The organism is Mesorhizobium sp. B4-1-4, from assembly GCF_006439395.2.
Classification (GTDB): Bacteria; Pseudomonadota; Alphaproteobacteria; order Rhizobiales; family Rhizobiaceae; genus Mesorhizobium.
The window spans coordinates 1,088,209-1,108,982 of record NZ_CP083950.1 but is presented as its reverse complement, the minus strand read 5'-3'; the positions used below and the strand labels follow the sequence as shown (position 1 = coordinate 1,108,982).

Here is a 20,774-nt window from a genome sequence, read left to right as displayed (position 1 = left end):
GGGCCAGTTGAACGCACAAGGCCCGAAAACGGCGCGCGCAATTGCGCCGTCAGGGCAGCTGCTCAGTGGCCTGCCATACCGGCCAGCAGAACCTCAGGCGGTCGCCTTGCCACGCTTCGTCGCCTTGGCCACGTTGGCCGGCGCCGCGGCCGGCTTGCGGCCAAGTCCCGTCGACTTCGCGAGCGCGGACCTGGTGGCCGAATAGTTCGGCGCGACCATTGGATAGTCCGGCGGCAGACCCCATTTGGCCCGATAGTCATCCGGGCTCAGGCCATAGTCTGTCCTGAGGTGTCGCTTGAGCGACTTGAACTTCTTGCCGTCCTCCAGGCAGACAATGTAGTCGGGAAACACCGACTTTTTAGGGTTTACAGCCGGAACCAGGCTTGGGCTTTCCGCGACAGCCGCGCCAGCCAGTTTTCGAACCGAGGCGCTGACACTGGCGATCAGGTCAGGCAGGCCGGAGACCGGAAGCGGATTGTTGCCGACATAGGCCGAGACAATATCGGCCGTAAGCTCGATAACGGTCTTATCCTCGATATTTGACAATTCTTTCATCCCATTTGCGACAAAGTCATCCACCCCACAGAAGACTTTTGTCGATGTATCGCCCGAACCGCGTCCCCCAACGGACCGCCTAGCCCCAAAACGAATCAAGACTTGACGTCAACTATTTCTATGGGAAATCGACATTGGGCAAATTAGAAAATCTAATACTTCAAGGCAGCAGACTTGGTTGTCCGGCCGTCAGCCAATATCTCAAGAATACGCCTCCAACGGGCACAACGCCCGAAATCCTTCTGCTCAATCGCCTTTTCAGCCTTCATCGCCGCGTAAAGTGGCGCCTCGGCGCCAAATTCCTTGATCAGCCAGTGCGCTTCCCTGCGGGCCAGACGTTCGTTGTCGTCAAACATGATTTTCGGCCTCCGAATGCTCCACACCGACGGCAATACAACTGCCAATGACGAGGACGGCGCCGGCGACGGCTGTCATCGTCAGCCGTTCGCCGGAGAAGATCAGAAGCAGTGTCGAAGCGATCGGGGTGAGATAGGCGACAACCGCGACCTTGCCGTGGCCTTCAAGCTTCAAGGCCCGCGACCAGAAATAATAGCCCAAGCCCATCGGGCCAGCACCAAGATAGAGCCCAAGCGCAAGGTCGGCAGCAGCGGGCAAGGTTGCGCCGTCATGGACGCACCACAGCAATGTCACGGCCACGCCGATCAATGAGGATGGCAGCAAAAGACGGTCCGCTGACATGGCGAGCCGCCCCACCAGGATCGAATAGAAGGCCATGCACAGCGCCGATCCGAAGGCGGCGAGATAGCCGACAAGGTTGCCCTGAAACCAGGAATGGTCGCGCCCGCCCGAGATGACAAGCACGACGCCGGCAAATCCAAGGGCCGCGGCAAGGCCCAGCACCGTGGGTCGTTGCGGGCTCTCGAACGCGATCACCGCCGCCGCGACCATCAGAGGCCAGGTGTAGGCGACGAGGTTCGCCTCGATCACCGACATCGAGGCGAAGGCCACATATTGCAGGATCATGGTGCCGACGAGACCGACGAAGCCGACCACGAATGGCGCCAGTACCGCGACGAGACCCGCATGGCGCGGCATGGCGGGTTGCCGCGCGGCGCCGATCAGGCGGATCAAGGCGAAGACCATGGTCGCGCCGCAGAACTGCAGGCATTGCACCAGCGACACCGGATGACTTGCCAACAGCGCCTTGCCGACCAATGCGTTGGTCGCCCAAAGTGCGACCGCGCCAGCGGCAAAGGCCAGCGCCAGCCTGGAGCCAGGCTGGTTCTGCGCAGCCCGAGACAGGCTCCCTTCCTGTCTTTCAACCACGACTGACCCCCGGCTCATCGAGGCAAAGGGCGGCTGCGGCCGGACGGAGCCATGGCTGGTCACCACGATTCCCTTGCACCGCCGGGGACCGGCGCCTCGGGCGGCACCGGCACGGGGCGCTCTGCCTCGAAGCGGCGGTAGGCGGGCAACTGGTTGGTCCAGACGTCTTCGGCCAGCTCGTTGACCCACTCGCGGTCGTGATCGTTGTCCGCGGCAAGATAGAACATTCTGTTGTCGTCGACATAGGGCTTGGCGACCGAGCGTTGATTGAGCACTAGGGTGACACGCTCGCCGAACTGGATCGGCGCCGTGCGGTGCAGGACGCCAAGGAACTGCCCGAGTGTCGCGAAGTGCATCTTGTGGTCGATGCGCATGATGCGGTTGCGCGGGATCTCGCGGCCGGATTCAAGGATGGCGCGACCGGTTTCGGAGTCGTCGCAATAAATTTCGAGATGCCCGCCGACCAGCGGATCGCTGATCGACAGCGGAATGAGTTCGGTGACCGGAACGCCGTCGCAATGCCATTCGACGGCGCCGTCCCTGGGATTCATGAAGGTGACGGTCGAGCCGACGATCGACAGCGGATAGGGCTCCAGCTTCGTGCCCATCATGTCGGACAGGCGTTCCAGGCGTAGCTTGTCGTGCAGCAACTCCCTGATTTCGGGGATGAAACGGTCGGCGCCGGTGATGAAAGTCAGATCGAGGTGCTTGTGCACGGCATGGCTGGCCTTGAGCTTCAGCGCAGCCTCCTCGATTGCCGCAAGCAGCGCCGGGTCATAGCCATGCCGATACTGCGCGACGCCGAAACTCGACACTTTCCAGGCGGTTTCGTGGCCGATGATGGCCTCGCGGCTCATCGCATAACGCAGCTCGGGGATGGTATGTGCGTTCATTGTACTTCTCCAATAAGGGGGCAAACACTTGGTAAACAGTCGATTAAATTAGCCCCCCCTGTAAAATTAGGAATGCTAGTGCTAGTGTAAGCCCAGCTTAAGGTCGAAAACCGTGCGTCTGCTCAGTCAGGTCAACCTCAATTCGCTGAAAATCGTGGAAAGTGCTGCACGGCACGGGAATTTCACGCGTGCTGGCGAGGAGCAGTTCATCACCGCTTCGGCGGTCAGCCAGCGCGTCAAGAGCCTGGAGGACCAGCTGCGCTTCAAGATATTCCAACGCGGTGGCAATGCCGTGTCGTTGACGCCGGAGGGCGAAACCTATGTCTCGCGCGTTCGCGAGGCTCTGGAGCGGATCGTCGCTGCCAGCATGGAAGCAACCGGGCAATCGCAGGAACATGTGCTGAAGATATCCGTGCTACCGACCTTTGCCGCGCGCTGGCTGTTTCCGCGTCTGCCGCTTTTCCAGCGGCAACATCCCGATATCGTGATGCGGGTCTCGACCTCCTACGCGACGCATGAGTTCACGACCTCGGATTTCGATCTCGAAATCCGCTATGGCGACGGCCATTTCAACGGGCTGCCGTCTGATCTGCTGTTTCGGGAAGACCTGACACCGGTGTGCAGTCGCAAGCTGTTCCTTGAGGTTCTCGGCGACAGGCCGCTGTCAAAGGTGACACCGGACGACCTCAAGCACTTCACGCTGCTGCACTCCGACACCTGCACCCAGAACTGGCAATCCTGGCTTGGTTTCGCCGGCGCCAGCTTCGTGCTCAGCGAGACCAAAAGCATCTATTTCGACTCGTGCATGATGTCCTACGAGGCGGCCAACGCCGGAATGGGTTTTGCCGTCGCCAACCGCGCCTACATGGCCAGCGACATCCGTGCCGCGAGGTTGGTGGCTCCCTTCGCCGTCCATCATCCGAACACGGCCGGTTGGTATTTTGTTTCCCCCCACAAGAGCCTTGCCGCACGCAAGGTGCTGCTCTTCAAACAATGGGTCATGGCGGAGGCGGCTCTGACGCAATCCCAATTAGATAGCGAAATCAGCGATTTGGCTTTGGAGATTGCCTGAAAGTCAAATTGCGCTGCAAGACTTTACAAATCCGCGAAGGATTCACTGACCGAAATCAGGCAAAGGCCCTTCCCTCTTCAGTGCGCTGGAAATGCGCCAGATCAAGCGGGACGGAAGGGCGGCCGAGAACCGTCAGGATCGTATGCGCCTGGCCGCGATGATGGGTCTGGTGGTTGAAGACATGAGCCAGCGCTGGCGCTAGGCGTTGCGAGACGGTGCGCATGTCCGATACGGTCATATAGGTGAAGCGGCCCGAGAGCGCCTTGTCGCCCAAGCCGCCGAGCCAGTCGATGATCCGCCGGTCCTCTGCCTCGCGCGCCAACCGCAGCTTCGGCAAGGCGCGGTGCAGTATTGCGTCCAGCGCGGTCGGCGCATCGCCTTCGCCGGTGAAGCGCTTCATCCATATGCGATCGGCGGCGAGCAGATGGTTGAGCGTGCCCATCAGCGAGCCGAAGAAAGCGCCGACATGGCGATTGAATTCTTCTTCATCGAGATCGGCGGCGGCATCATAGATGCGGCCATTGGCCCATTGATTGTACGCCGCAAACATCATGAAATGCTGTTTCATCTCTTCTCCCGCCGCCGCGTTTCTGGCGATACCTAGACCGCAAAGGGGCCGACGCCAATGACCATTCTGCTTTATGATCTCGTCGGGCGCGACGAGAACCGTCCGTTCAGTCCGCATTGCTGGAAGGCTGCGATGGCGCTGGCCCATAAGGGGCTCGATATCGCGACCGCGCCGACGCGTTTTCTCGAGGTGCCCGCCGTCGAAGGCGGCGTTTCGAAAACCCTTCCGGTGATCCGCGACGGCGACAAGGTCGTCATCGATTCCTTCGCTATCGCGCTCTATCTCGAGGAGGCCTATCCGGATCGTCCCACGCTTTTTGGCGGCGATGGCGGCAAGGCGATGGCGCGGTTCATCGAACGCTGGTCGCAATCGACCATCCACCCCTATGTGACCACTGCGGCGATCGTGGATCTGCATGCCATGCAGGACGAGACGAATGGCGCGTATTTCCGGCAAAGCCGGGAACAGCGCCTGGGCAAGAAACTGGAAGAGGTGAAGGCTGCGCGCGAAACCGGGCTCGGCACTTTCAGGGCTTCGCTGGAGCCGTTGCGCTCGATGCTGAGCTACCAGCCATTCATCGGCGGTGCCTCGCCGCTGTTTGCCGACTATATCGTCTTCGGCGCGCTGCAATGGGCGCGCATCGCGACGTCCTATCAGCTGCTCGACGACGGCGACGTGGTGGCACAATGGTTCGACCGCTGCCTCGACCTGCATGGCGGGCTCGGGCGAAAGGTCGCCGCAGCGGCCTGACGCCCGACCTGCCGCAAGGCAAGCGCGGTCACTCTGCCGTCAAAGAGCCGGCAGCGGAGACGGCCAGGCCTACTTGGCTGCCTTTTTTGGCTTGCTGGTCTTCTTGGCGGCCTTCGCCTCCTTGGGCTCGGCTTTTGCCTTGACAGCGCCCGTTGCCTTCTTGGCGGGCTTTTTGGCTGCCGACGACGTTCCCGTAGCATCTTCCCGGTCGATGTCGGCTGTCGCCTGATGCCAGTGGCGTTCGTGCTGGCCGGCCGGTTGCCCCTCTTCCTGCCAGATCTTATGGGCTCGGTTGCGAATGCGCTCCTGACGATCGTCTGCCATGGTCATACTGTCTCCATTCGGGCCGACTTCAGCGCGGCGCCGAGACGCGACTATAGCAAGCAAAGCCTGATATTGCAGCCATTTGGTCTCAACTTGCCTTGCAGCTCGTCGGCATCGATCTGAACTTCAACCCGCCGCATGGCGTGCCCTGCGCTGTCGCTCCCTGCCCTCGGGCGTTCAGGGTCCTTCGAAAGGTCCACCGGACCTTTCAATCACCATTCGTCATTCGGAAAGCCAGGCAATCGCCTTCCCGTCCGTTTCGTGGACCATTCCTCATCCTTTGGCCTCACCCCTTGGCAATGGGCCGGGCGGCTTGTATAGAGCCCGCCACTCTCCATTCCATTCTCCAGACAAGGACGACCCATGGCGCTCGAACGCACCTTCTCGATGATCAAGCCGGACGCAACGCGGCGCAACCTCACCGGCGCCATCACCAAGATGCTCGAAGACGCCGGTCTGCGCGTCATCGCTTCGCGCCGGGTGTGGATGAGCCGCCGTGAGGCTGAGGGTTTTTATTCCGTCCACAAGGACCGCCCGTTCTTCGGCGAACTGGTCGAGTTCATGTCGTCGGCACCGACGATCGTCCAGGTGCTGGAAGGCGAGAATGCCATTGCCAAGAACCGCGAAGTGATGGGCGCCACCAACCCGGCCAACGCTGCCGAAGGCACCATCCGCAAGGTGCATGCGCTGTCGATCGGCGAGAATTCGGTGCACGGCTCCGACGCGCCGGAAACCGCCGCGCAGGAGATCAAGTACTGGTTCTCGGACACCGAAATCGTCGGCTGAGCCGGTAGCCCATATCGCAAATCATGCTGAAAGGCCGGCGAAATGCTGGCCTTTTTTCGTATAGGGATATCGTCTGAAGCTCCCCGGCGCATCTTTTATGAGTTCGTACTGGCAAAAAGTGAGAACTCAGCTTGCAGCGCTGAAGCGCAGGATTTCGCGTCCGTCCTTGTCGGCGATGGCGAGCTTTCCGGCATCGACCTTGTATGACGCCGCCTTGGCCAACGCATCGAACAACGCCTTTTCCTCGGCCATCACATCGGGCGCGCAGGCCTTGTAGGTCGACCCGATGCCGCTGATCGCGATTGCCTGGCCATCGACCTTCGCTGTGGCGAAATAGCTGTTGCATGGGCCGCTGCCGCCGGCCTTGCCGGCCTCGCTGACCTTGAACGTCACCTGCGGCCCGGTGATGGCGCCGACGCCGTCGACATAGTCGACCACCCAAAGCTGATCAAAGACGGAAGCCGCCGGCTCGCCACTCGGCGCGACCATCTTGAGCATGATGGTCTGGGGCACGTCGGTCAGCGGATCGAGCTGGTGGCGCACATCGGAAATGAACATCAGCCTGCCGTCAACGGTGATGCGGGCCCGCAGGGCGTAGGTCATCTGTGGCCGGATGGTAGAAGGGTCGAATTTGATCTCGAAGCTGATCGGCACCTGACCGGCAGGTTTGATCTTCTGTTCGCCGATGATCCTGGCCGGCGCGTCGGCCAGCGAGACATCGGCAAGCTGGACGGAGAGCACGGCACTGGGCGGCAAGGCGATGCGCTCGCGATAGATCACCTCGCCCCGCACCGCCTTTTCGGCGGCCAAGGAGAGTTCAGGCACCGCCAGGATGCCGACGACCAGCGGCACAAAGCCGAAGACGAAGAACTCCGCGAGCCTGTCCAGCATGACCATCTCCCTTGCCACGGGCTGCCAATGCTCCGGGCTGCCGATGCCCGGGCCGACCAACGGTCGTTGAATTGGCCAAAGGATTGCGGTCAATGCATGGCTGCGGCGGGATTTTATTCTGGTGATTTCCAGCGCTGCGCGGCCTTGACGTCGGTTTGCTTGGCCTCGACCCAGCCACCCTCCGAACCGTCAACACGATGCTCCTTCTTCCAGAAGGGAGCACGCGATTTCAGATAGTCCATCAGGAAGTTCGCCGCTTCGAATGCGGCCTGGCGGTGCGCCGAGGCGGCAACCACCAGCACGATATTCTCACCCGGCGCGATCTTGCCATGGCGGTGGATGACCGTGAGGCCCTGCAGCGGCCAGCGCTGAACCGCCTCGGTGGCGATGCGGCCGATCTCGGCCTCCGCCATGCCGGGATAGTGCTCCAGTTCAAGCGCCGCTAGCGCGCCCTGCTCGTCCCGGCAGAGGCCGGAAAAGGTGACCACGGCACCAATGTCGGCGCGGCCTTGCGTGAGCCCGGCGATCTCGGCGGCGACGTCGAAATCCTGGCGCTGGATGCGCACGGTCGGCGCCAGAACGGCCGACATGAGTCAGCCTCCCGTCATTGGCGGAAACAGGGCGATCTCGCGCGCGCCGGATATCTTCTCGTGGTGGTCGACATGTTCCTGGTTGATGGCAACACGGATCACGTCGGGATATTGCAGCGCATGCTCATAGCCCTCGCCGCGCGATTGCAGCCAGCGCAGGAGGTCGGCGACCGTCTCAATGCCGACGGGCAATTCGACATCTTCCTCCGATGTGCCGATCCGCTCGCGAACCCAGGCGAAATAGATGAGGCGGGTCGTCATCTTACTCGTCCATGATGTGCTTGAGGCCGGCGCGGAAATAATCGTACCCGGTGTAGAGCGTAACGAGTGCCGCGATCCACAGGAGCACAAGGCCGGTCTGCGTGGTCAGGGGAAAGATCTTGTCGCCGGCCGGGCCGGCCAGCAGGAAGGCGATAGCGACCATCTGGATGGTGGTCTTCCATTTGGCAAGCTGCGTCACCGGCACCGAGACCTTGAGCGCCGCCAGATATTCGCGCAGGCCAGAAACCAGGATCTCGCGGCATAGGATGATGATTGCCGCCCAGAGCGACCAGCCGGCGATGCCGGCATGACGATCGGTATCCGCCGCCAGCAGCAAAAGGCACGTGGCGACCAGTAGTTTGTCGGCGATCGGATCGAGCATCTTGCCGATGTTGGAGGTCTGCTGCCAGGCGCGCGCAAAATAGCCGTCGAAATAATCGGTGACCGATGCCAGCAGGAAAATGATCAGTGCCGACCAGCGGGCGAAGTCGCTGGATTTCAGATGACCTTCGAGGAAAAAACACAGCACGACCAACGGCACCGCGATAATGCGGGCGTAGGTGAGTATGTTAGGCAGGTTGAATGCGCGCTGGGCCATGTCTTCAAGGACTCTTTCTGCCTGCGTACTCAAATCAGATGCGAATGTGGGGGGTCAACAGGCCAAAATCGATTGGCCAGCCGAAAATAACGGGAAACCTCACACGCTGTCCTAAAACCGCACTCCATTTCGGAAAGACGTGCGTTCTTCCCCTTCATACATGTCGCTGTGCCAAAACAACCATGCACATTCGGGTGACATGCATCAGCTCTCATGGAAGTGATTATAGACCAGCCTCGCCACCTGCTCGGAAATGCCGTCGACCTTCCTCAGATCCTCGATCGCGGCGCGGCTGACCGCCTTTGCGGTGCCGAAATGCAGCAGGAGGGCGCGCTTGCGGCCGGGGCCGATACCGGAGATCTCGTCGAGCGGACTCTTGACCATTTCCTTTTTGCGGCGGGCCCGGTGCGAGCCGATGGCGAAACGGTGAACCTCGTCGCGCAGCCGCTGGACGAAATAGAGCACGGGGTCGCGAACCGGCAGCGAGAACGAATCCCTGCCCTTGACGAAGAAGCGCTCGCGGCCGGCGTCGCGGTCCTGTCCCTTGGCGATGCCGATGGCCATGACGCGGTCTTCTATGCCGAGATCCGAGAGGATCTTGCGCACCGCCGTCATCTGGCCCTGACCGCCGTCGATCAGGATGACGTCGGGCCAGGCCGGGAAGCTGCCGGAGATGTCCTCCTCAATGTCGTCGCCCGCTTCGTCGGCGGCAGCGTTGTCGGCCACGGCATCACCATGTTCCTTGAGCAGCCGCGAAAAGCGCCGCTCCATCACCTCGCGCATCATGCCGAAATCGTCGCCGGGCGTGATCTCGGTCGAGCGGATGTTGAATTTCCGGTACTGGTTTTTCACAAAACCTTCCGGCCCGGCGACGACCATGGCGCCAACGGCGTTGGTGCCCATGATGTGCGAATTGTCATAGACTTCGATGCGCACGGGCGGCTTGGCCAGGCCGAACGTCTCGGCGAAACCGGCAAGCAGCCGGCCTTGCGTCGAGGTTTCGGCCAGCCGCCTGCCAAGCGCCTCACGCGCATTCTGCAAGGCATTGTCGGTCAGGTCCTTTTTCTCGCCGCGCTGCGGCACCGAGATGGCCACCTTGCGGCCGGCGCGGGTGGAAAGCGCCTCGGCCAGCAATTCCTGGTCCTCGACCCCGTGCGACAGCAGAATGGCGCGTGGCGTCGGCTTGTCGTCGTAAAACTGCGCCAGGAACGAGCCCAACACTTCTGATCCCTCCAGCGCGGGATCGGCCTTGGGGAAATAGGCGCGGTTGCCCCAGTTCTGTCCGGTGCGGAAGAAGAACACCTGGATACAGGTCTGCCCCCCTTCCTGATGGATGGCGAAGACATCGGCCTCATCGACGGTCGCTGGGTTGATGCCCTGATGGCTCTGCACATGTGACAGTGCGGCCAGCCGGTCGCGATAGATTGCGGCGCGCTCGAAATCGAGGTCTTGCGATGCCTGCTGCATGGCGGCCGAAATCTCGGTCTTCACCTTCTGGCTGCGGCCCGAGAGAAAGTCCTTCGCTTCGGCGACGAGCTCAGCATAGCCCTCATGCGAGATTTCGCCCGTGCAGGGGCCGGCGCAACGCTTGATCTGATAGAGCAGGCAAGGTCGCGTGCGGTTCTCGTAGAACGAGTTGGTGCAGCTGCGCAGCAGGAAGGCGCGCTGCAGCGAATTGATGGTGCGGCCGACGGCACCGGCCGAAGCAAACGGACCGAAATAGTCGCCTTTTCGCGATCGCGCCCCGCGATGCTTGTAGATTCCGGGCGACACATGATCACCGGTCAGAAGAATATAGGGGAACGACTTGTCGTCCCGCATCAGCACATTGAATCGCGGCCGCAACCGCTTGATAAGATTGGCTTCAAGCAGCAGCGCTTCGATCTCGGTGCGGGTAACGACGAACTCCATCGTCGCGGTCTCGCGCACCATGCGGCCGATCCGGGCGGTGTGGAAGCGCCCTTGCGCGTAGTTGGTGACGCGTTTCTTCAGGCTGCGCGCCTTGCCGACATAGAGAACGTCGCCGGTGGCATTCATCATGCGATAGACACCGGGCGCATTTGGCAGCCGCTTGACCAGGGTCTGGATGACCTCGGCGCCGACCTGGCCCTCGGTATCGCCGGCATGCGGTGTCCAGTCGATGGCGGTGAAGGCAACATCGGGGCCCGCCGTTTCGACGATCTCCTCGAGTGCCTCATCCTCGATGTCGATTTCGGGAGGAAGGTCATCGGCGCCAGCGCGCGCCTTGTTCTTGGTATCCAAGGGACTCATTCCGTCATGCCTGTCACATCGGGCGTCTGCCATGCAAGATGCTGGCCGCCATCGAGCGCGATCATCTGGCCGGTAACTGAGCGCGCCTCCCAGAGATAGCGAATGGTGGCGCCGAATTCCGGCAATTCCGGGCCGCGCTTCAGAATCAGGCCAGCGACCTGTACGTCAAAATCAGAATCATTCTGACGCTGATTCTTAAGCGTCGGGCCTGGACCGATCGCATTAACACGGATTCGCGGACCGAGCGCCTGGGCCAACATCTCGGTCTGCGTCCACAGCGCCGATTTCGAAAGCGCATAAGAGAAATAGCGCGGTGTCGGCCGCCAGACGCGCTGGTCGATGATGTTGACGATCAGCCCTTCCTGTCCATCCGGCAAGGACCGGACGAAGCTCTGCGCCAACAGCGCCGGCGCTTTGACATGGATGGCGAAATGGCGGTCCCAGGACTGCCAGTCAAAATCCTCGACCGAGTCATCGACGAAGAGGGAAGCATTGTTGACCAAAAGCGAGATCGGCCCGAGCGCTGCCCGAGCCCGGCCGATCAGGCCGGCCACATCGGCCATGTCGGTTAGATCGGCGCCGACCGCCACGGCCCTGCCGCCTGCCTTGTTGATCCGCGCCGCCAATGCATCCGCCTCGTCATGCGAGCGATTGGAATGGATGGCGACCGCAAAGCCATGGCCAGCGAGATCTTCAACGATCGCCTTGCCGATCCGTTTCGCCCCGCCGGTCACCAGTGCCGCGGTGGCATTGCTCATCGTGTGTCAATCCTCGGTTTCGGCACGAAAAGACGGTGCCGGCAAAATATGGCCTGTCATCTGTTAAATGGCGTTCGCACCTGGGGCAGCATTGTGGCGAAACGGCTGGACGGGCTCTCGACTCGCTTCTCGACGAAAGTCCGCCACCGCCCAATATAGGATGCCGGACTCCTTGTACCAAGCCGTGTGCAGCGTAACGCCCTCCGATTGCTGACATTTCGCTGTTGCGAAGATGCAACGTCAAGTTTCTGCCTCATTCGTGCCGGGTAATGACCCAAGTTCAGGTTCGGTTCAGCCGCATTTTGACACGACATTTGGAACCGACGAACGCCAGATCCGTTTCACCCCCCGGGCGGGTCGATGGCGATCGTGAGAAACAAGCCTGTGTCCTGTGGCTTAAGGAGTAAAGAAGAATGCAAGCCAATCTTAAATTCGCACGGCCGCTGGCTGTTGCGCTCGGGCTCTTTGCCCTCGGTGGTACCGCCTATGCCGCGGACGTCGTCCGGGAAGAGCCGCCGGCACCCGCCCCGGTTGCTGAACTTCCTGTCGCTTCGTGGGCCGGCCCCTATGCCGGTATCAATGTTGGCTATGGCTTCAGCGGCCGTACCAAGGAGAAGGATTTCGGCGTTTCGACCGATACCAAGGGTTTCGTCGGCAGCGTCTTCGGCGGCTATCAGTGGCAGCAGGAGAACTTCGTCTACGGCGGTGAAGCCGAGCTCGGCTACAACGGCGTCAAGGGCGACGACAACGGCATCCACTCGAAGGGCGGCTTCGAAGGCTCGCTGCGTGCTCGTCTCGGCTACGCGGTGACCCCGGAAATCCTGCTCTACGGCACCGGCGGTCTCGCCGGCAGAAGCCTGAAGGTAGAGGACTCCGTCATTCCCGCCAGCGACACCGCCACCATGATCGGCTGGACCGCGGGTCTCGGCACCGATATCAAGCTGACCGACAATGTGTTCGGCCGCGTCGAGTATCGCTACACCGATTTCGGCAGCAAGGACTTCGGTGGTGGTATCGGCAAGGTCAAGGCGACCGACAACCGCGTCACCTTCGGCGTCGGTATGAAGTTCTAAGTCGTCCAAGCCACGACACGAAAAAGCCGGGCCTCGCGCCCGGCTTTTTTTATGGCGGCGGCCTCACGCCGGATTGAGGGGCTTCAGTTCCGGAAATTTCTCGTCGAAACGCGCCGCCCAACGCGTCAGTCGGCCACGGCCCTTTTCCCATTTACCGGCGAAGCGCAGCGCGAGGTAGCCAAGGCAGGCGCGCAACGCGATCTGGCCGGCGGTGATCTTCTTCGGCAGTTTAGGCGGATTGGCATTGAGCAGATCGAGTGCGGCGCTGATCTTCGCCCATTGGCGGTCGAGCCAGGGCTGATAGACCATTTCTTCAGGCCGGGTGCGGCGCTCATAGACCATCGACAGCGCGCAATCGCAGATGCCATCGGCCAGCGCCTCCAGTACTTCCGCCTCCAGCCGCTTGTCGGGATTGCGCGGAAACAGCGCGTTCTTCGAAATCCGGTTGAGGTGCTGGGTGATGGCACGACTGTCATGAACCGAGCGGCCGTCGTCGAGCACCAGCACCGGGATCTTGCCGAGTGGATTGGCACCGATCAATTCGGCTGGCCTGTCCTCGGTCTTGACCGGCACGTGCTCGATGGCGATTCCGGCATAGGCCGCGGCCATCCTTACCTTGGAGCTGTAGGGAGAGGAGGAGGCGTAGAGCAGCTTCGGCATGATCGGTTTCCTGTTTGCAGGCGTCCAGTGTTGACTGGACGGGCACTCGTGATCAACCGGCAGAGCGCAAAAAACAGCTGCCAGAAACCGATTGCGGCTTCCGACCAGACATCACGACAAGCCTACAGACCGGTACGCTGGAGACACGAGCAAGTGACGACGAGCAGGCTGACAGGATTTTGAACCTGCATTTCACGCTTCACGGATTCAGGCATTGCCCCCAGGGGGAATCTCCGCCGACCGCTGCAACCAGACAATTGAATCGGGCGAGCGAGGCAGCCAAACGGCGCCTCGCTTTGCTTGCCCCTCGGTCCCTTCCGACGTTCAGCCCAAGAGCTGAACCAACTGCCGAATATGCTTCGATCCAGAGCGTCAGAGCGTCCTTGCCGTGTCCGAAGGACGCGCGACGCCCCAACGGCTCGGTCTACTTCCTAGCCGGAGCTTTCGCCTTCGCAGGCGCTGCCTTGGCCTTCGGCGCGGCCGCTTTCTTCACCGCCGGCTTGGTCGCGGCGGCGGCGGCTTTCGCAGCCGGCTTTGCCGCGGCCTTCGCGACCGGCTTTGCCGCCGCCTTGGCGGGTGCCGCCTTCTTGGCTGCGGGCTTTGCCGCCGCCTTCGCCGCTGCCGGTTTCTTCGCTGGAGCTGCTTTTGCCGCCGGCTTTGCCGCGGCCTTCGCTGCCGGCTTTGCCGCTGCCTTCGCTGGCGCTGCTTTCTTCGGCGCCGGCTTCACAGCAGCCTTCGCCGCGGCTGCGGGTTTCTTTGCCGGAGCCTTGGCCGCGGCTGCCTTCGGCTTGGCGGCGGGCGCTGCTTTCTTCACTGCCGTTGCGGCCTTCGCCGCGACTGCTTTTGCGGGTGCTTTCTTTGCCGGTGTCTTGGATGCCGGCGCTTTAGATGACTGCTTAGCCATGTCATGCCCCTTCACGTTATGCCGATGGCCGTGAATGACCCCGGCGCGCAATGCATATCTGACTCGCGGCTCGCTAGCCAGCGAAGCAATGATATGATTCTCTCAGCTTAAATTTTGGTTGCGATCGGCACACGATCGCACTCATCATCGCAAAAACGCGGCGTCATCTTTGGATATCGCCAGCGATTTGACACCGACACTCTCGATGCGCTGCGGGACCAAGCCCGCCGTGAACCTTCGAAGATTAGCGAATAGTTTCGCGCATTGATCTTCGGTCGCGAGCACCATGAGCTGCAGCCTCATCGAGGCGATCTTCTTTTGCAGCTGGACGATCGATGCAGCTCACGAGCGCAATGCGACGACCTATCTGGAGATCACCTTGTCAAGCGTCGTTTCATTGCCAATTGGAAATCTACAGATAACTCTGTATAATAGAGTATTCTGTTGAAAATTAAGCGTGCTTCGATGTCGTTCCACAACCGCTGCTGCCCGAGATCGCCGAGCCAAGAGGGAAAGCTCAAAGCCTTGCTGTATTGGAGCCCATAGATGAGCGCCGACGACATCATCCACCAGAGTACACGACTCAGGATCATGGCTGTCCTGAATAGGCTGGAAAGGCGCGAGGCGCTGGAATTCACGCGGCTGAAGGCGATGATCGAAACCACCGACGGGAATCTCGGCGCGCACCTCGATACGCTGGCGAGGGCAGGCTATGTCGAAATTGAAAAGCTCTTCGTCGGGCGGCGTCCGCAGACCCGGGTCAAGGCAACGACGATTGGGCGGCGGGCCTTTCGCGGTCACATAGCCTTTCTTCGCAAGATCATCGATCAGGCCCAGGCGACGCAACGCAGGAAATAGCTCTACGGCCGAGCGGACGCTCCCATCGTGCAACGACCACGGCAACGCCGGCGCCGATCATGACCTGCCGAGCGATTGACCCGGCGCGTGCGATCGCACCTTCAGTCAACGCAGGACGCAAAAACGCCTGCGACCCCTTCAGGTCGCAGGCGCGAAAAGCATCGGAGGAAGAGACGCGTTCAGCGCAGAACGCGGCAGCGGCCGTTGTAGACCATCCAGCGGTCAAAGCCCGAGACGCAGAATTCGACGTTGTCGCCGATCGAGGCAAAGCCCTGGCCTTCCTCGATCAGATAGAAGATCGACCGGTCACGGCCGTCCGACAGACTGACGGTTGCCCGGCAATAGTGACGGCCGATCGGCCATTGCTCGCTCGCCAGCTGATATCGGTGCTGGTGAATGTTGTGAAAATCGGTGATCGCGACGTCGGGCAGATGCGGCACGTGATGCACCTGATAGGAGAACCGGTCAGTGATCTTGCTCAGCACCCATGACTCACCACAGACGCTGCCGTCGTCTTCGGAATAGATGCGAACAAGATCGGCGGCGTGAACGGCCTGCGTTACGCCGAGAGGCGCGGTAAAGGGGGTGCAGAGCGAAATCAGGGCAGCAAGTGCGGGTTTGGCGAAGCGAGTCATGGCACCCTCTCAAGGTCGACTGTCTGTACTGTGCGGATTCGCTTGGCGCCGGTCAAGCGGTTGCCGAAACAATGGTTTCCAGAAATCGGCGCTTGGAATTGCCAACAATAGCGAAGTTCACCAGGACAACGCACCGCAAAACGGCCGTTCCAAATCAAGTCTGCTCGCCGACCAGCCATTCCAGCGACCAGTGCGCCGGCTTTTCCGCGGCGAGTAATCCGTGCAATGCCGGCAGCACGGTTCGCAATTCGCCTTCCAGTGTGAAGGGCGGATTGACCACCACCATGCCGCTGCCGTCGAGGCTGGGCTCCGACGAAGCCGGCCTGATCTCGAATTCTATGTCAAGAATTTTCGGGATGCCGGATTGCTTCAGCGCTTTCCTGAAGGCGATGATCGCCTTACGGTCCTTGATCGGATACCACAGCGCATAGATGCCGCCAGGCCAGCGCCTGTACGCCTTGACCAGCCCGTCGACGAGGCGGCCGAACTCGCCCTCCTCCTCGAAGGGCGGATCGACGAGCACCAGCCCGCGCTTCTCCTTCGGCGGCAAATGCGCGCCCAGCGCCAGCCAGCCATCAAGTTCTATCACCCGTGTCTGGAAATCGTCGGCGAATTCCGCCTTCAGCTTCACCGCGTCTTTTGGGTGCAACTCGATCGCCGACAATCGATCCTGCTTGCGCAGGAGATTGCGTGCGAGCAGCGGCGAACCCGGATACTTCTTCACACCGCCCTCGGGATTGAGCGACCGCACCGTGCCGAGATAAGGCGCCAACAGCGCCGCCACCTTGGCATCGAACGAGGCGTCGATCAGCCGGCCGATGCCGCCCTGCCACTCGCCTGTCTTTTGCGCTTCGGGTGATGACAGGTCGTAGCGGCCGATGCCGGCATGGGTGTCGATGACGCGAAACGCCTTGTCCTTCTGCTTCAGATATTCGAGCAGACGCGTCAGCACGACATGCTTGACGACGTCAGCGAAATTGCCGGCGTGATAGGCGTGGCGGTAGTTCATGAAGCTCCCCTGCCCCAGCGCGGCGGCGGTTGCGAGTTTGGATCTTTCGGCCGGCCGCAATCGAAACGCAAGGACGGCAGGAAACCGATCAAGCCAAGCGCCGTCAGGGATAAACCGATCGGCCGCGCGCTGTCGGCTTCGCCCGCACCGGAGCGCAAGACAAGATCGACAGCCCGCATCGGTATATCGTCGACATCGCCCGGCCCGACGGTGAAGACGTAGGGACCGGGGCCGACGGTCGAAATCAGGCCAGCCTCGTCGCGAAAGATCTTGTCGGGCAATTGCGGGCTGGCCTGGCGCGGATTGTCCACGTGGTTGAATTGCGGCGTCGAGGCGAGCACCGTGCGGCCATTGGCGGCGGCGGTCAGCGTCAACGCCGTGCGCTGCTGCGAAACGATACGTTCGGCTCTCGCGCTCAGGTCGACCAGCACCCGCACCGGCGCGTCGCTGCCCGAGAGCTGCACGGTCAACGGTTTGAAGCGGCCTTGCTCATAGACCCTCCAGGCGCCGATCTCGCGGCCGGAAAAATTGGTTATCGCCCAGGGATAGATGAGGCCGATGCCTTTGCCGGCCAGCAGGACCAAGACAAACAGAAAGCGCATTCAGACAGTCACCTAGTCAGATCTTGCCGGACAACCGGCTTACCTTGGCGCCATCGCGCAAGCGTTCCATTTCATCCAGCAGCATATCGAGCCCAAGCTCGAACGTCTTGTCGAACTCCGCCTTGCCAAAGTAACGGCCGGCAGCGGCGACATTGGGAAAATTACGCCCAAGCTCCTCGTTGCTGACGGGGGTGGCGGCCGATGGGCCCTTGGCGTACCCGGCTGTTTCGTCGAGCACCGCGCCGGTCAGATAATAGCCAACCGCGCGGAACAGCCTCGCCGTCGCCTCCTGGTCGAAGCCGCCGTCCTTGAACAGCCCGATGACGCCGTCAAGATAGGCAAGGCAAGTGGGCGAATTCATGCGGTAGGTCAGGAAATACGTCGCGAAGGCCGGATGCTCGCGACCGATCCGGCGATAATCCAATATGGCCATGCGCATCCGTTGACGCCACGGCAAGCCAGGATCCGGCATCTCCAGCGGGCCGACCAGCCTGTCGACCATCGCCTCGAACAGATGCGCCATGGACGGAAAGTGATGATAGATGCTCATCGCCTCGCAGCCGAGCGCCGCCGCCAGTTTGCGCGTCGAAAAGCCGGCGAACCCCTCCCGCTCGATCACCTCGAAGGCGGCGTCCTCAATCATCTCGCGGGACAACCGACCGCGGGTTCGCTTTTTTTTGATCTCTGAGTCCATGGCGTCGCTTGACAACTTACACTGTAAGGCTCATCTTCCGCGCACCTTACATCGTAAGGCTAGAAAAGACCAGAGGAGAAAACCATGTCGAACCGTCGCATCGCCGAATCCGTGCAATCTTCCATCCGCCGTGCGTTCCTTTTCACCACCGCGGCCTGCGTCCTGTCGCTCGGAGCAGCGCCGGCCCATGCCGATGAATATGATGCAACCATCAAGGACATCCAATCGACCATGGGCGGTGTGCCAAGCTTTGTGAAACAGTTTCCCAAAGCCGGTCTGCCCGGTGCCTGGGCCGAGGTCAAGGCCATCGAACTTAGCGACAAGACGGCACTGCCGCCAAAGGTCAAGTCGCTGATTTCGCTGGCGGTGGCGGCGCAGATTCCGTGTAACTATTGCATCTGGTCGGACACGCAGGATGCCAAGCGCGCCGGCGCCACCGATGAGGAAATCCAGGAAGCCGTGGCGATGGCGGCGCTGACCCGCCACTGGAGCACCATCTTCAATGGCATGCAGATCGATTTCGACACATTCAAGAAGGAAATGGCTGGGCAGTAAGTCCACCGGCAACATGCAGAGGCCGGCCATCGGCGGGCCTCTGCATCATCACGTGACGTGCCTAGGCCTTGCGCTCCCAGCGGCGATCGGGCGTCTGCTGCCAGTAGGTCACGGCATGGCCGGCGTCCTTCATCGCCTTCCAGTGCCCCCGGGCCGCCTCGACCTGGGCGGCATCATGGCCGTCGAACAGGAACACGGCGCGCTCGTAGCCGCCGAGATCCGGCGGCGTGGCCCCGTCGACCAGGAAACGTATCTGCGCCGCGTTCGGGTTGGCTTCGCCGGTGGTCAACAGGATCGGCTGCTCAGCGGGATAGGCTTCGCGATCGCTGGCATGGGCGAGGAAGGAATCATCGCGAAATGTCCACAGATGCTGGTCTAGCGCGTCGCGCCGTTCCTCGGTGCCGGTCTGCACCACGGCGTGCCAGCCACGATCGATGCTGCGCTCCAGCAGACCTGGCAGCGCATCCTCCAGCGTCGATTCTGTCAGATGATAGAACAGCACCTCGGCCATGGATCGAGGTCAGCTCTCGTAATGGTCACGCACCAGCCGATCGAGCAGCCGCACGCCGAAGCCTGACCCCCAGGACTGGTTGATCTCGTTCGACGGCGAGCCCATCGCCGTGCCGGCGATGTCGAGATGCGCCCAGGCCGTGTCCTTGACGAAGCGCTGCAGGAACTGCGCGGCGATGATGGCACCGCCGTAGCGGCCGCCGATGTTCTTCATGTCGGCGTTCTTGGAATCGATCAGCTTGTCGTATTCGGCGCCAAGCGGCATGCGCCACAGGCGCTCCTGCGTCGACTGTCCCGCTGCCACCAGCCTCTCCGACAGTTCGTCATTGTTGGAGAACAGGCCGGCATAATTCTGACCGAGCGCGACCATGATGGCACCGGTCAGCGTCGCCAGATTGACCATGAACTTCGGCTGGAAGCGGTCGTTGCAGTACCAGAGCGCATCGGCCAGCACGAGGCGCCCTTCGGCGTCGGTGTTGAGCACCTCGATGGTCTGTCCCGACATCGAGGTGACGATGTCGCCAGGACGCTGCGCGTGGCCGTCGACGGCATTTTCCACCAGCCCGATAATGCCGACGACATTGGCCTTTGCCTTGCGCGCGGCCAAGGCATGCATCAGCCCTGTTACGGCCGCGGCGCCACCCATGTCGCCCTTCATGTCCTCCATGCCCGACGCCGGTTTCATCGAATTGCCGCCGGTGTCGAAGGTGACGCCCTTGCCGACGAAGGCGACGGGGTTGTCCTTGGGTTTGCCGCCGTTCCACTGCATGACGGCCATTCGGGCGCCGCGGGGGGAGCCCTGCGCGACACCGAGCAGCGAGCCCATGCCGAGCTTCTTCATCTCCTTCTCGGTCAGGATCTCGACCTTGACGCCGATCGCCTCGAGTTCCTTGGCGCGGGCGGCGAACTCGACGGGCCCCAGCGCGTTGGCCGGTTCGTTGACAAGGTCGCGCGCCAGAAGCACGCCATCGATCACGGCCTCGGCATCTGTGAACGCCTTCCTGGCGCCCGCCGGGTCGGCGGTGTGGATTGTGACCTTGATCGGCTTCTTCGGATCGGACTTTGCGTCGTCCTTGTCCTTTCTGGTCTTGTACTTGTCGAAGGAATAGCTGCGCAGGAGAATACCCGCCGCGAGGGCGGCGGCGTCCTTGCCATTGGGCGAGGCCCCGACGAGGTCCAGCACCACCGCCACATCGGTTGCCTTGCGCAGCGACGCCGCAATGGTGCCGCCGAGCTTCAACCATGCATATTCGTCAAGCCCCGACGTCTTGCCGGCGCCGATCGCGACTAGCCTGTCGAGCGATGTTCCTTCCGGCGCCAGCATTTCGACGACGCCGGCGAACTTCCCGTTAAACTCGGCGACCGGGAAAGCGCGTTCCAGCGTCTTGCCGGGATCGTAAGCCTTGGCCGCATCACTCAGGCCACCGTCATCCGCCGACAGCACGAAGACCGTGCCCTTCCTGTTCGCCGCCGCCTGAGGCGCGGCGAATTTTGCAAAGGCGATCGACGGTCTCGGGTTCATCATGTCCTGCTTTCGGGGGATTGCGTGAAATTGCACGAAGCGGTTTGAAGCGATCCGCGACATTTGGTCGTTTTCCGGCATTTGGCAAGACTTTGCCAAAATGGCTACCCATATGACACACGGAATCGATGGCGATTCGTCGCGGCAC

At 61.6% G+C, this 20,774-nt stretch carries 26 protein-coding genes; 6 read left to right on the top strand and 20 right to left on the bottom strand.

What is annotated here, in order from left to right; genetic code table 11:
• Positions 1–93: 93 nt before the first annotated feature.
• From FJW03_RS05135 to FJW03_RS05120, 4 genes are all read right to left on the bottom strand, one after another.
• Positions 94–555 (bottom strand): MucR family transcriptional regulator, encoded by a 462-nt coding sequence (locus FJW03_RS05135; protein ID WP_181165652.1) that lies wholly within the window; start codon positions 553–555, stop codon positions 94–96.
• Between the two features lie 152 nt (positions 556–707).
• Complete coding sequence (locus FJW03_RS05130) at positions 708–911, bottom strand: hypothetical protein (RefSeq protein WP_140610807.1); 204 nt, start codon at positions 909–911, stop codon at positions 708–710.
• Positions 904–1,842, bottom strand: a complete 939-nt coding sequence (locus FJW03_RS05125) for a DMT family transporter (protein ID WP_226890591.1) — start codon at positions 1,840–1,842, stop codon at positions 904–906. The genes FJW03_RS05130 and FJW03_RS05125 overlap by 8 nt, the downstream gene beginning before the upstream one ends.
• 59 nt (positions 1,843–1,901) lie before the next feature.
• Positions 1,902–2,735, bottom strand: coding sequence for a hypothetical protein (locus FJW03_RS05120; protein ID WP_181165653.1), 834 nt, complete (start codon positions 2,733–2,735; stop codon positions 1,902–1,904).
• Positions 2,736–2,847: 112 nt separating this feature from the next.
• Between FJW03_RS05120 and FJW03_RS05115 the strand changes: the two genes are divergently transcribed.
• A complete protein-coding gene (locus FJW03_RS05115) occupies positions 2,848–3,807 on the top strand; it encodes a LysR substrate-binding domain-containing protein (RefSeq protein ID WP_140610809.1) in 960 nt (319 codons plus the stop codon).
• A 55-nt stretch (positions 3,808–3,862) separates the two neighbouring features.
• Here the strand turns inward: FJW03_RS05115 and FJW03_RS05110 are convergent, their stop codons facing one another.
• The gene (locus FJW03_RS05110; protein ID WP_140765582.1) at positions 3,863–4,375 is read right to left on the bottom strand and encodes a DinB family protein; all 513 of its coding nucleotides are present in this window, start codon (positions 4,373–4,375) and stop codon (positions 3,863–3,865) included.
• Positions 4,376–4,432: 57 nt separating this feature from the next.
• Between FJW03_RS05110 and FJW03_RS05105 the strand changes: the two genes are divergently transcribed.
• The gene (locus tag FJW03_RS05105; protein WP_140765580.1) at positions 4,433–5,125 is read left to right on the top strand and encodes a glutathione S-transferase family protein; all 693 of its coding nucleotides are present in this window, start codon (positions 4,433–4,435) and stop codon (positions 5,123–5,125) included.
• 69 nt (positions 5,126–5,194) lie between these two features.
• On the opposite strand, the gene FJW03_RS05100 is transcribed toward FJW03_RS05105, so the two are convergent.
• Positions 5,195–5,449, bottom strand: coding sequence for a DUF2934 domain-containing protein (locus FJW03_RS05100; RefSeq protein WP_226890590.1), 255 nt, complete (start codon positions 5,447–5,449; stop codon positions 5,195–5,197).
• 363 nt (positions 5,450–5,812) lie between these two features.
• On the opposite strand from FJW03_RS05100, the gene ndk reads away from it, so the two are divergent.
• Positions 5,813–6,235 carry a nucleoside-diphosphate kinase gene (gene ndk, locus FJW03_RS05095; protein WP_140765576.1) on the top strand — a complete coding sequence of 141 codons (423 nt, stop codon included), beginning with the start codon at positions 5,813–5,815 and terminating at the stop codon, positions 6,233–6,235.
• Between the two features lie 126 nt (positions 6,236–6,361).
• On the opposite strand, the gene FJW03_RS05090 is transcribed toward ndk, so the two are convergent.
• The 6 genes from FJW03_RS05090 to FJW03_RS05065 all read right to left on the bottom strand — a co-directional run bounded on the left by FJW03_RS05090 (position 6,362) and on the right by FJW03_RS05065 (position 11,604).
• Complete coding sequence (locus FJW03_RS05090; RefSeq protein WP_140765574.1) at positions 6,362–7,126, bottom strand: YbaY family lipoprotein; 765 nt, start codon at positions 7,124–7,126, stop codon at positions 6,362–6,364.
• A gap of 113 nt (positions 7,127–7,239) precedes the next feature.
• The gene (locus tag FJW03_RS05085) at positions 7,240–7,716 is read right to left on the bottom strand and encodes a molybdenum cofactor biosynthesis protein MoaE (RefSeq protein WP_140610814.1); all 477 of its coding nucleotides are present in this window, start codon (positions 7,714–7,716) and stop codon (positions 7,240–7,242) included.
• A 3-nt stretch (positions 7,717–7,719) separates the two neighbouring features.
• Positions 7,720–7,977 (bottom strand): molybdopterin converting factor subunit 1, encoded by a 258-nt coding sequence (gene moaD, locus FJW03_RS05080; protein ID WP_140610815.1) that lies wholly within the window; start codon positions 7,975–7,977, stop codon positions 7,720–7,722.
• Between the two features lies 1 nt (position 7,978).
• The gene (gene pgsA, locus FJW03_RS05075) at positions 7,979–8,575 is read right to left on the bottom strand and encodes a CDP-diacylglycerol--glycerol-3-phosphate 3-phosphatidyltransferase (RefSeq protein WP_027026303.1); all 597 of its coding nucleotides are present in this window, start codon (positions 8,573–8,575) and stop codon (positions 7,979–7,981) included.
• Between the two features lie 204 nt (positions 8,576–8,779).
• Positions 8,780–10,846: an excinuclease ABC subunit UvrC gene (uvrC, locus tag FJW03_RS05070; RefSeq protein WP_140765572.1), complete on the bottom strand. Its 2,067-nt coding sequence runs from the start codon at positions 10,844–10,846 to the stop codon at positions 8,780–8,782.
• Positions 10,843–11,604, bottom strand: a complete 762-nt coding sequence (locus tag FJW03_RS05065) for an SDR family oxidoreductase (protein WP_140765570.1) — start codon at positions 11,602–11,604, stop codon at positions 10,843–10,845. The genes uvrC and FJW03_RS05065 overlap by 4 nt, the downstream gene beginning before the upstream one ends.
• A 413-nt stretch (positions 11,605–12,017) precedes the next feature.
• Between FJW03_RS05065 and FJW03_RS05060 the strand changes: the two genes are divergently transcribed.
• Positions 12,018–12,677: an outer membrane protein gene (locus FJW03_RS05060; protein WP_140765568.1), complete on the top strand. Its 660-nt coding sequence runs from the start codon at positions 12,018–12,020 to the stop codon at positions 12,675–12,677.
• Positions 12,678–12,740: 63 nt separating this feature from the next.
• Here the strand turns inward: FJW03_RS05060 and FJW03_RS05055 are convergent, their stop codons facing one another.
• Positions 12,741–13,337: a glutathione S-transferase family protein gene (locus FJW03_RS05055; protein WP_140765566.1), complete on the bottom strand. Its 597-nt coding sequence runs from the start codon at positions 13,335–13,337 to the stop codon at positions 12,741–12,743.
• 424 nt (positions 13,338–13,761) lie between these two features.
• Positions 13,762–14,241 carry a histone gene (locus FJW03_RS05050; RefSeq protein WP_140765564.1) on the bottom strand — a complete coding sequence of 160 codons (480 nt, stop codon included), beginning with the start codon at positions 14,239–14,241 and terminating at the stop codon, positions 13,762–13,764.
• A gap of 546 nt (positions 14,242–14,787) precedes the next feature.
• Between FJW03_RS05050 and FJW03_RS05045 the strand changes: the two genes are divergently transcribed.
• Positions 14,788–15,099, top strand: a complete 312-nt coding sequence (locus tag FJW03_RS05045; protein WP_140765562.1) for a transcriptional regulator — start codon at positions 14,788–14,790, stop codon at positions 15,097–15,099.
• 179 nt (positions 15,100–15,278) lie between these two features.
• On the opposite strand, the gene FJW03_RS05040 is transcribed toward FJW03_RS05045, so the two are convergent.
• From FJW03_RS05040 to FJW03_RS05025, 4 genes are all read right to left on the bottom strand, one after another.
• The gene (locus tag FJW03_RS05040) at positions 15,279–15,734 is read right to left on the bottom strand and encodes a hypothetical protein (protein ID WP_140765560.1); all 456 of its coding nucleotides are present in this window, start codon (positions 15,732–15,734) and stop codon (positions 15,279–15,281) included.
• A gap of 154 nt (positions 15,735–15,888) precedes the next feature.
• A complete protein-coding gene (locus FJW03_RS05035) occupies positions 15,889–16,743 on the bottom strand; it encodes a 23S rRNA (adenine(2030)-N(6))-methyltransferase RlmJ (RefSeq protein ID WP_140765558.1) in 855 nt (284 codons plus the stop codon).
• Positions 16,740–17,345, bottom strand: a complete 606-nt coding sequence (locus tag FJW03_RS05030) for a hypothetical protein (protein ID WP_140765556.1) — start codon at positions 17,343–17,345, stop codon at positions 16,740–16,742. The genes FJW03_RS05035 and FJW03_RS05030 overlap by 4 nt, the downstream gene beginning before the upstream one ends.
• A 16-nt stretch (positions 17,346–17,361) precedes the next feature.
• Positions 17,362–17,988 (bottom strand): TetR/AcrR family transcriptional regulator, encoded by a 627-nt coding sequence (locus FJW03_RS05025; RefSeq protein WP_226890589.1) that lies wholly within the window; start codon positions 17,986–17,988, stop codon positions 17,362–17,364.
• Between the two features lie 135 nt (positions 17,989–18,123).
• On the opposite strand from FJW03_RS05025, the gene FJW03_RS05020 reads away from it, so the two are divergent.
• Positions 18,124–18,594, top strand: coding sequence for a carboxymuconolactone decarboxylase family protein (locus tag FJW03_RS05020; protein ID WP_140610825.1), 471 nt, complete (start codon positions 18,124–18,126; stop codon positions 18,592–18,594).
• A 61-nt stretch (positions 18,595–18,655) separates the two neighbouring features.
• Here the strand turns inward: FJW03_RS05020 and FJW03_RS05015 are convergent, their stop codons facing one another.
• Together FJW03_RS05015 and FJW03_RS05010 are read right to left on the bottom strand one after the other, a co-directional pair.
• Positions 18,656–19,105: a DNA polymerase III subunit chi gene (locus FJW03_RS05015; RefSeq protein ID WP_140765552.1), complete on the bottom strand. Its 450-nt coding sequence runs from the start codon at positions 19,103–19,105 to the stop codon at positions 18,656–18,658.
• Positions 19,106–19,114: 9 nt separating this feature from the next.
• Positions 19,115–20,626, bottom strand: coding sequence for a leucyl aminopeptidase (locus FJW03_RS05010; protein WP_140765659.1), 1,512 nt, complete (start codon positions 20,624–20,626; stop codon positions 19,115–19,117).
• Between the last annotated feature and the right edge of the window lie 148 nt (positions 20,627–20,774).

Coding starts and splice junctions, on each gene's coding strand:
- FJW03_RS05135 (WP_181165652.1), bottom strand. CDS start 555: ATGAAAGAATTGTCAAATATCGAGGATAAGACCGTTATCGAGCTTACG.
- FJW03_RS05130 (WP_140610807.1), bottom strand. CDS start 911: ATGTTTGACGACAACGAACGTCTGGCCCGCAGGGAAGCGCACTGGCTG.
- FJW03_RS05120 (WP_181165653.1), bottom strand. CDS start 2,735: ATGAACGCACATACCATCCCCGAGCTGCGTTATGCGATGAGCCGCGAG.
- FJW03_RS05110 (WP_140765582.1), bottom strand. CDS start 4,375: ATGAAACAGCATTTCATGATGTTTGCGGCGTACAATCAATGGGCCAAT.
- FJW03_RS05105 (WP_140765580.1), top strand. CDS start 4,433: ATGACCATTCTGCTTTATGATCTCGTCGGGCGCGACGAGAACCGTCCG.
- FJW03_RS05100 (WP_226890590.1), bottom strand. CDS start 5,449: ATGGCAGACGATCGTCAGGAGCGCATTCGCAACCGAGCCCATAAGATC.
- ndk (WP_140765576.1), top strand. CDS start 5,813: ATGGCGCTCGAACGCACCTTCTCGATGATCAAGCCGGACGCAACGCGG.
- FJW03_RS05090 (WP_140765574.1), bottom strand. CDS start 7,126: ATGCTGGACAGGCTCGCGGAGTTCTTCGTCTTCGGCTTTGTGCCGCTG.
- FJW03_RS05085 (WP_140610814.1), bottom strand. CDS start 7,716: ATGTCGGCCGTTCTGGCGCCGACCGTGCGCATCCAGCGCCAGGATTTC.
- moaD (WP_140610815.1), bottom strand. CDS start 7,977: ATGACGACCCGCCTCATCTATTTCGCCTGGGTTCGCGAGCGGATCGGC.
- pgsA (WP_027026303.1), bottom strand. CDS start 8,575: ATGGCCCAGCGCGCATTCAACCTGCCTAACATACTCACCTACGCCCGC.
- uvrC (WP_140765572.1), bottom strand. CDS start 10,846: ATGAGTCCCTTGGATACCAAGAACAAGGCGCGCGCTGGCGCCGATGAC.
- FJW03_RS05065 (WP_140765570.1), bottom strand. CDS start 11,604: ATGAGCAATGCCACCGCGGCACTGGTGACCGGCGGGGCGAAACGGATC.
- FJW03_RS05060 (WP_140765568.1), top strand. CDS start 12,018: ATGCAAGCCAATCTTAAATTCGCACGGCCGCTGGCTGTTGCGCTCGGG.
- FJW03_RS05055 (WP_140765566.1), bottom strand. CDS start 13,337: ATGCCGAAGCTGCTCTACGCCTCCTCCTCTCCCTACAGCTCCAAGGTA.
- FJW03_RS05050 (WP_140765564.1), bottom strand. CDS start 14,241: ATGGCTAAGCAGTCATCTAAAGCGCCGGCATCCAAGACACCGGCAAAG.
- FJW03_RS05045 (WP_140765562.1), top strand. CDS start 14,788: ATGAGCGCCGACGACATCATCCACCAGAGTACACGACTCAGGATCATG.
- FJW03_RS05040 (WP_140765560.1), bottom strand. CDS start 15,734: ATGACTCGCTTCGCCAAACCCGCACTTGCTGCCCTGATTTCGCTCTGC.
- FJW03_RS05035 (WP_140765558.1), bottom strand. CDS start 16,743: ATGAACTACCGCCACGCCTATCACGCCGGCAATTTCGCTGACGTCGTC.
- FJW03_RS05030 (WP_140765556.1), bottom strand. CDS start 17,345: ATGCGCTTTCTGTTTGTCTTGGTCCTGCTGGCCGGCAAAGGCATCGGC.
- FJW03_RS05025 (WP_226890589.1), bottom strand. CDS start 17,988: ATGATTGAGGACGCCGCCTTCGAGGTGATCGAGCGGGAGGGGTTCGCC.
- FJW03_RS05020 (WP_140610825.1), top strand. CDS start 18,124: ATGTCGAACCGTCGCATCGCCGAATCCGTGCAATCTTCCATCCGCCGT.
- FJW03_RS05015 (WP_140765552.1), bottom strand. CDS start 19,105: ATGGCCGAGGTGCTGTTCTATCATCTGACAGAATCGACGCTGGAGGAT.
- FJW03_RS05010 (WP_140765659.1), bottom strand. CDS start 20,626: ATGAACCCGAGACCGTCGATCGCCTTTGCAAAATTCGCCGCGCCTCAG.